Annotated in this window: 8 protein-coding genes; 1 reads left to right on the top strand and 7 read right to left on the bottom strand. The window is 38.1% G+C overall.

Annotated elements, in window-relative coordinates; genetic code table 11:
• Positions 1-141: 141 nt before the first annotated feature.
• Positions 142-927 (bottom strand): hypothetical protein, encoded by a 786-nt coding sequence (locus AFK68_RS19355; RefSeq protein ID WP_094674277.1) that lies wholly within the window; start codon positions 925-927, stop codon positions 142-144.
• Between the two features lie 218 nt (positions 928-1,145).
• Between AFK68_RS19355 and AFK68_RS19350 the strand changes: the two genes are divergently transcribed.
• Positions 1,146-2,045 (top strand): metallophosphoesterase, encoded by a 900-nt coding sequence (locus AFK68_RS19350; RefSeq protein WP_094674275.1) that lies wholly within the window; start codon positions 1,146-1,148, stop codon positions 2,043-2,045.
• 288 nt (positions 2,046-2,333) lie between these two features.
• On the opposite strand, the gene AFK68_RS19345 is transcribed toward AFK68_RS19350, so the two are convergent.
• From AFK68_RS19345 to AFK68_RS45715, 6 genes are all read right to left on the bottom strand, one after another.
• Positions 2,334-2,663, bottom strand: coding sequence for a DUF3082 domain-containing protein (locus tag AFK68_RS19345; protein ID WP_094674273.1), 330 nt, complete (start codon positions 2,661-2,663; stop codon positions 2,334-2,336).
• Between the two features lie 49 nt (positions 2,664-2,712).
• Positions 2,713-3,405: a Uma2 family endonuclease gene (locus tag AFK68_RS19340; RefSeq protein WP_094674271.1), complete on the bottom strand. Its 693-nt coding sequence runs from the start codon at positions 3,403-3,405 to the stop codon at positions 2,713-2,715.
• 528 nt (positions 3,406-3,933) lie between these two features.
• Complete coding sequence (gene ispE, locus AFK68_RS19335) at positions 3,934-4,878, bottom strand: 4-(cytidine 5'-diphospho)-2-C-methyl-D-erythritol kinase (protein ID WP_094674269.1); 945 nt, start codon at positions 4,876-4,878, stop codon at positions 3,934-3,936.
• Between the two features lie 1,089 nt (positions 4,879-5,967).
• On the bottom strand, positions 5,968-6,732 hold the full coding sequence (locus AFK68_RS45725) for a WD40 repeat domain-containing protein (protein WP_371357455.1): 765 nt from the start codon (positions 6,730-6,732) through the stop codon (positions 5,968-5,970).
• Between the two features lie 4 nt (positions 6,733-6,736).
• A partial coding sequence (locus tag AFK68_RS45720; protein WP_371357454.1) for a WD40 repeat domain-containing protein occupies positions 6,737-7,062 on the bottom strand: 326 nt, incomplete at its 3' end.
• 25 nt (positions 7,063-7,087) lie between these two features.
• The coding region (locus AFK68_RS45715; protein ID WP_371357453.1) for a WD40 repeat domain-containing protein at positions 7,088-7,214 on the bottom strand (127 nt) is incomplete at its 3' end.
• Between the last annotated feature and the right edge of the window lie 474 nt (positions 7,215-7,688).

Here is a 7,688-nt window from a genome sequence, read left to right as displayed (position 1 = left end):
TCCTTGAAAAGGAGAGGATTGACAAACAGGAAAATTTTTATTTATTATCCCCTTAAAAGGGGAGGCTTTAAACCACAATATTTCGGTAAGTTATTACCTTCAAAAGCTGAATGCTGAATGCTAATAGCTGAATGCTTAAAATTACCCTGGTAATTTTAAGAGCGATCGCTCTAAAATAACCATATTATAACCAATCACTGAAGTCCGAGCTACCATTCTACCTTGAGAGTTAATTAATGCCAATTTATCAAACTCTAAATTTTGCGCCTCCTCAAACATTTGATTAACTAATTCGTCTTGTTCTTCTTGACTCATATAATACCAATCATTCTTCACTTCAACAGTTAATAAATTACTGGGTAAATCAAACTTTAAAGACTCAACAATTCCACCACCATATTGATTCGCTAAATCATCAATCTGATTTTGAATTGACACTAGAAAAATTTGCTCTGGTGTTAATTTTGGAGGTTCCGGCGCAACAGGTTCGATAGATTCAGGAGCTTCTGGCAATGTCAAATCTGAAATTTCCTCATTTTCTGTAGCAGGTAGAGACTCTTCGGTAGGTATCGCCTCTGTTAATTCAGACTCCGCAACAACAGGAATATCCGCCACTTCAGTAGTAGGTTTACTAGAAGGAAAAGAAACAAAAATAATTACCAGAATTAGGGCAAAAATACCAGCGATCGCCCCAGTCAACAACCCATCAGAAAACTTCTGACTTAGGGACTCTGGGAGTAAGGAACGAACTAACCCCAAACCTTGCTGCCAAAGTCCAGGTTTGGCCACAACTGATTCATTCTCAGTAGTTGGTTGTTCTTGAGGTTGGGTTTCGGATGTGATAGAAGGAGTTTCTGTTGTTTCCTGAGAAACTCCTTCTGTTTCAGGTTGTTCTAAATTTGGTTGGTTTGATTGGTCTTCTGACATTTTTTCTATACCTTTTGGAGGAAGCAAATCGACTAATAAAACGATAAATTAATAAAAGACAAATTTGTACTCTGGACTATAGTCCTTTTTCTACTTAATTAGGACTGACGTAGAAACCGGGTTTATCAATGAAATTTCCTGAGAAACAATAACCAGGGTAATAAACCCAGTTTCTTGTTTGGGTGCGTAAGTCCTATTAATTTATTTTCTCATTAATTATGAGTATAAAACGTCGTCAATTTTTATTTTTAACTGGTCTAAATAGCGTCACTCTTGCTGGTATTTTAACAAAAATGTTTAACACTCATACTAATGCACTAGAATTAAGCAATGCTTCCCCTCTCAAAACTAATCCTATTTTTCGGTTTGTTTCTGTTGCCGATACTGGTACAGGAGGCAAAGATCAATTTGCTGTAGCTGAAGCTATGAGACGCTATTATTTACAATATCCTTTTGATTTTGTAATTCTTGGTGGTGATAATATTTATGAGGATGGAGAAATTGAAAAAATTGGCGATGTTTTTGAGAAACCATACAAAGCTTTACTTGACAATAAAGTGAAATTTTATGCCTGTCTGGGTAACCATGATCTGAGAAGTAATAATGGAGAATGGGAATTAGAATATCCAAATTTTAATATGGCAGGAAGATACTATACTTTTGAGTATCAACCTATTCAATTTTTTGCCTTAGATACTAATATTAATGCTGACTGGAAAGCGCAATTAAATTGGCTAGAAAAAGAACTAAGTAACAGTAAAGCACCGTGGAAAATAGTATTTGGTCATCACCAAATTTATTCTTCGGGAATGTATGGCTTAAATGAAGAATTTATTGAGATTTTAACTCCTCTATTTAAAAAGTATCAGGTGCAGGTTTATATTAACGGACATGAACATGATTATGAAAGAACTCGCCCAATTAATGGTACGACTTATTTGACTTGTGGTGCTGGAGCAAAACAACGTCTTGTAGATATATCGGAGTGGACTGAATATGCTACAAGTGATTTTAGTTTTGCTGCTTTTGACGTTTATAATGACCGTTTAATTGTTAGAGGAATTGATGTTAATAATCATATTTTTGACCAAGGTGTAATTAAGCTTTTTAATAATTGATAATTGATAATTGATAATTGATAATTGATAATTACCTGTTCTTATTTTATCGTAGGGGTTTTGCCTCCAAACCCCTAAAGTTTTTTTCACAAATCATATCATGTCTGCTAGCATCGGTATTGTATAGGGAAGGTAAGGAAGAAGGTTGAAAGCCTCTCCTTTCAAGGATAAAATAAAGAAATAAATTGCTTTTAACCAATCCTCTTATTTTTAAAAATAAGTCCGAAAAACTGATAACTGAAATNGGTAATTATTAATTATTAATTGTTAATTATTAATTATTGAACTTCAACCTTCATTTGGAGGCATTTCTTTGTTGCTAAATCCCTGAATTGTAGTTTGTATAGCCAAGGCAATTAAACCTACAGTAACCATAGCACACATACAGGCTGCAAAAGCAATAACTCCTACTACTAAAGTACGAACAGCACTAGACATATTCACCACAAAAACATTGTCTGAAATAATCGGTTTCCTAGCAAATGTCTCAGCAATTGATTTCATCAATAAATAGGCAAGTGTGGCTAATCCACCAGAAATTATAGAACTTGCTAAACATTGTAAAGGGTTTACTTTAGGAGTAGATTTTTTGTTTGATTTAGAAGTTGAATTTGTCATAGTTTCTGAATGTTTGAATTACAAATAAAAAATGATTTGATGAAATTGGTTATGAATCAGATTTTGCCGTTAATTTTTTGACAAAATTTTGATGTTCTGAAGAATTCACCCCCTCCTGTAAAGTTACTAATACTTGAGCTAAATTTCCTGTAAGTAAAGCTGCTCTATCTAACCATAATCCAGGAAAAGACTCACTACAAATAATACCTTTTTCATTTGGTTGAAGTTGAATATATTTGCCTTCTCTTAACCGAAACCAATCAAATTCTCCATCATAAATTCGCCAAACTAAATATTCTTGAACTTGGTTACGTCGATAAACTTTTAATTTATCATGTAAGTCAATAGAAGCTGTACTAGCTGATATTTCGACGATTAATTCTGGGGCACCTTCTACATAGTCATCTTCGCTAATTATAGATTGTCCATTTTCGATAATTCTGAGTAAAGCATCAGGTTGAGGTTCATTGTCGGCATCCAGACGTACTGTACAATTATCCCCTACTTCAACCCCTGGTGTAATTGACCAATATGTGCCTAACCAAGTTATAATAAAAGCATGAGGATTACCATGTTGTCTAATTCGTAACGCTGATGCCATATAAACTATTCCTTCAATTAATTCAGCTTTTTTAACATGAGGCATTTGTTCATAACGCTGTTCAAATTCAAGGCAGGTTAGTCGGTCTCCATTTTCTAGGGGTGGAATTGTTTTTTGGGGTTTTAATATTGTTTGAGACATGTTCAATAATTGATAATTGATAATTGATAATTGATAATTACCACTCCCTAAAAGGAAGAGGATTGAATAAAAGGAAATTTTTTTTGTTTCTCCTTGAAAGGAGAGGCTTTATACCTTTATTTTTCGGTAATTTCAGTTAAGGTAAGGGAATAGGAAATCGTTCCAAGTATTAATTATTTAAAACATGATATTTAATATTACTTCTAAATTTTGTTGGGTTTCCTGACGTCAACCAAACCTACAATATTAATTATTTAAAACATCATATTTGACATGACTTCTGAATTCGGCTTTGCATAAATGCGGGATAATTTTAATAGTTTTGTGGAATAGGCATCTTGCCTGTTCCTTAATATTTTTGGACGGGCAGGATGCCCATCCCACTTAATATTCATGCCTTAATTCAGCAACGCCCTGAATTCTTCATTTTGTTGGGTTTCCTAACGTCAACCCAACCTACAATGTTAATTATTTAAAACATAATATTTGACATGACTTCTAAATTCTGAATTCTGAATTCTAAATTCATCAATGTGCAATACTAATACCATTAGAATTAAACTGTGCTATCCAGAATTCTAAGTCTGGGTCAGCCATTTTCGCTTTTACTGCTGCCTCAACTTCCTCTGCTTGAGCTTGAGATTCTGTTAAAGCAAACATAGTTGGTCCTGACCCTGACATCATAGCACCTAATACATTCTCAGAGGCAAAAGCTTCTCTTAATTTTAATAATTGGGGATATTCTGGTAAAGCTACCTTTTCTAGATCGTTATGTAATAGTTTGCCAATTTCAGCGTGGTTGTGGTGAGCGATCGCTGATACTATTGGTCCAGAATGTACTCTTTGCCTACTATTTTCCTGACCTTCCGTATCAGTGACATAAGTATCACCGAACTCTTGACGATAAGTTTTGTACGCCCAAGGTGTAGAAATAGAGAGATTTTTGTATTTAGCCAAAACTACATAAATATGATCTAAATTTGGCAGTGGGGAAAGCACTTCACCCCTCCCAGTTGCTAACGCAGTTCCCCCACCAATACAGAAAGGAACGTCCGAACCCAACTGCGCTCCCAACTCTTCCAACTCCCCGTGAGTTAAACCCAGTTCCCACATTAAATCTAGACCAACTAATACTGCTGCTGCATTTGTGGAACCTCCTGCTAACCCCGCTGCCACAGGAATATGTTTATGGATAGTAATTTCAACCCCGCCGTATCTAACAAGTGCTTCTGGAAATTGTTTGCTCATCAGGGAAGCAGCTCGGTAAGCAATATTAGCCTCATCTGCGGGAACTAGAGGATGGTTGCATCGCACCACAATACTTTCAATACCGATAGAACGAATATCTATTTTATCTGCCAAACTAATGCTTTGCAAGACCATTGCTAATTCGTGATAGTTGTCTGGGCGATCGCCGATAATTTCCAGATAGAGGTTTATTTTAGCAGGGGCAATTAATGAGTAGGAGTGCATTTTAGGTAGTATTAGATAGTTGGATTATTTTAGTTTATCTCAGTATGGTGACATAAATCAATAGCAAAATTTGTAGGGTGCCTTAGACGGCTAAAATCTAGACTGTGAAAGGTATTTAATAATCCGTCGCCGGGCAGCATTGCATAAGTGTCAGTCCAGTAGTAGATTGATACGTCTAAAAATGTCGGTTTCGTTGAGCAGTAGCGAAACCCAACAAAACCTTCGTGGTATTGGGTTTACCCTGAGAATTAATCTCAAATCCGGTAGTATCGGTAGAATTCAAGGCCGTGGGGGTTTGGTCTCCAAACCCTCTACAAACTAGGATTTTTCGCTCTTTTCTGATGGTAAAACTTTATTCTCCAAAGCAAGCGGATTTGATATAAGTAGGCAGATGGGAGTTTTCTACCTTTTTCTTCAGCTTTGTTGGATGAAAGTATGCCGAAACAATAGTAAGAATGATTTTTCTGCCTCGCATTACCCTAAAATCCTCACTTTTTCAGGGGGATTTTTTCATTATATTGCTCTCTTTCTATAGATTGATNAATGCAAGGCCGTTGGGGTTTGGTCTCCAAACCCTCTACAAACTAGGATTTTTCGCTCTTTTCTGATGGTAAAACTTTATTCTCCAAAGCAAGCGGATTTGATATAAGTAGGCAGATGGGAGTTTTCTACCTTTTTCTTCAGCTTTGTTGGATGAAAGTATGCCGAAACAATAGTAAGAATGATTTTTCTGCCTCGCATTACCCTAAAATCCTCACTTTTTCAGGGCTTAAAATTGCTAAAACCTTTATCTGTCAATGCTTTTATATTTGATCAGCACGCCCTAACTATTGGACAATAGATGAATATAACATCAATTTTTGACACAAAAAGGCTGAAACCTTTATCTGTCAATGCTTTTAGATTTAATCAGTACGCCCTAACTATTGGACAATAGATGAATAGAAGATCAATCTATAGAAAGAGAGCAATATAATGAAAAAATCCCCCTGAAAAAGGGATACTTCCGGTTCCCCCCTTCTCAAGGGGGGTTAGGGGGGATCTCCTGCAGTGTACCTCATGCTTACTAAGAAATTTTATAGTTAATTTTTAGTTGATGTCGTCACAAAGACGGCGATCTTCTTCTTTCACATTGGGGTTATTTTTCAAATAGTCACGCACCCAGTCGCAACTATGCTGGAGTAAGTTATCAAGATTAAACTTCCAGAGTTTGACTGTGTTATCACCACTTGCAGTAGCTATCAAGTTACCATCGGGGCTAAATTCGGCACTATAGACTGCATCCTGATGCCCTTCTAGGGTTTTCACCAGAGTGCCGTCTCGTTTCCATATTTTGCCTGTCTTACCACTTGCAGTAGCTATCAAGTTACCATCGGGGCTAAATTCGGCACTATAGACTGCATCCTGATGCCCTGCTAGGGTTTTCACCAGAGTGCCGTCTCGTTTCCATATTTTGCCTGTCTTACCACTTGCAGTAGCTATCAAGTTACCATCAGGGCTAAATTCGGCACTGCTAACACCCACCGGATGCCTTTCTAGAGTTTTCACCAGAGTGCCGTCTCGTTTCCACAGTTTCACTGTGTCGTCAGCACTTGTAGTAACTATTAACTCACCATCAGGGCTAAATTTGGCAGTGCTGACCCCATCTTGATGCCCTTCTAAAGTTCTCACTAGCGTACCGTCTCGTTTCCACAGTTTCACTGTGCTGTCATTACTTGCAGTAGCTATCAAGTTACCATCGGGGCTAAATTCTGCACTGTCAACCTCATCCTGATGACCTTTTAGAGTTGTCACCAGAGTACCGTTTCGTTTCCAGAGTTTCACTGTCTTGTCATCACTTGCCGTAGCTATCAAGTTNTCCTGATGACCTTTTAGAGTTGTCACCAGAGTACCGTTTCGTTTCCAGAGTTTCACTGTCTTGTCATCACTTGCCGTAGCTATCAAGTTACCATCGGGGCTAAATTCGGCACTGTGGACCCAATACTGATGCCCTTCTAAAGTTGTCACCATAGTGCCGTCTCGTTTCCAGAGTTTGCCTGTATTTCCACTTACAGTAGCTATCAATTCACCATCAGGGCTAAATTTGGCACTAGAGACCCCATCTTGCCCTTCTAGGGTTTTCACCAGAGTGCCGTCTCGTTTCCACAGTTTCACTGTCTTGTCACGACTTGCAGTAGCTATCAACTCACCATCGGGGCTAAATTCTGCNGTTTCCACAGTTTCACTGTCTTGTCACGACTTGCAGTAGCTATCAACTCACCATCGGGGCTAAATTCTGCGCTGATGACCCAATTCTGATGCCCCTCTAGGCGGTTAGACTCCCGCCAGTCGCTCATTTTTTGTAATATTCCTGCTGTCCTAAAAGGTATGTCAGGTTTAATTTGACGATCATTTTGCAGTTTTTTTAATTGTTTCCCAAGTCTGATGATATCTAACTGTGTCTCTAAACTTTGATCAAAACGGGATTCTAAAGTAGCTATTTTAGCTCTCATCTCAGCATTTTGCTCACTTTCAACAGCCCTACGTCTATGAAACTCTGCAAATATCCCCGCCACAGAAACCAAAACCAAACCAACCGTCAACCCGAAAACAGTTAACTGCCTCCGGCGCTGTCGTTGTTTCCGTTCCCGATCGCGCAACTCCAAACTCAACTGAATAAAAACCCGCTCCTCCTGACTCAACTCCGACAACCTTTCCTGATGCCATTTCTCCGCCTCCACCAAAAGCAACCCCCGCAACAACGCCCCATCATCCTTATCCTTCTCCACCCATTCTGCCAACCTACCCTTCAACTTTTCCTGCCAAACCCG

Origin of the sequence: Hydrocoleum sp. CS-953 (genome assembly GCF_002260545.1) — a bacterium.
Taxonomy (GTDB): domain Bacteria; phylum Cyanobacteriota; class Cyanobacteriia; order Cyanobacteriales; family Microcoleaceae; genus Trichodesmium.
Note: the sequence above shows the minus strand (reverse complement) of the source record. Positions and strands in the feature narration are given on the sequence as shown.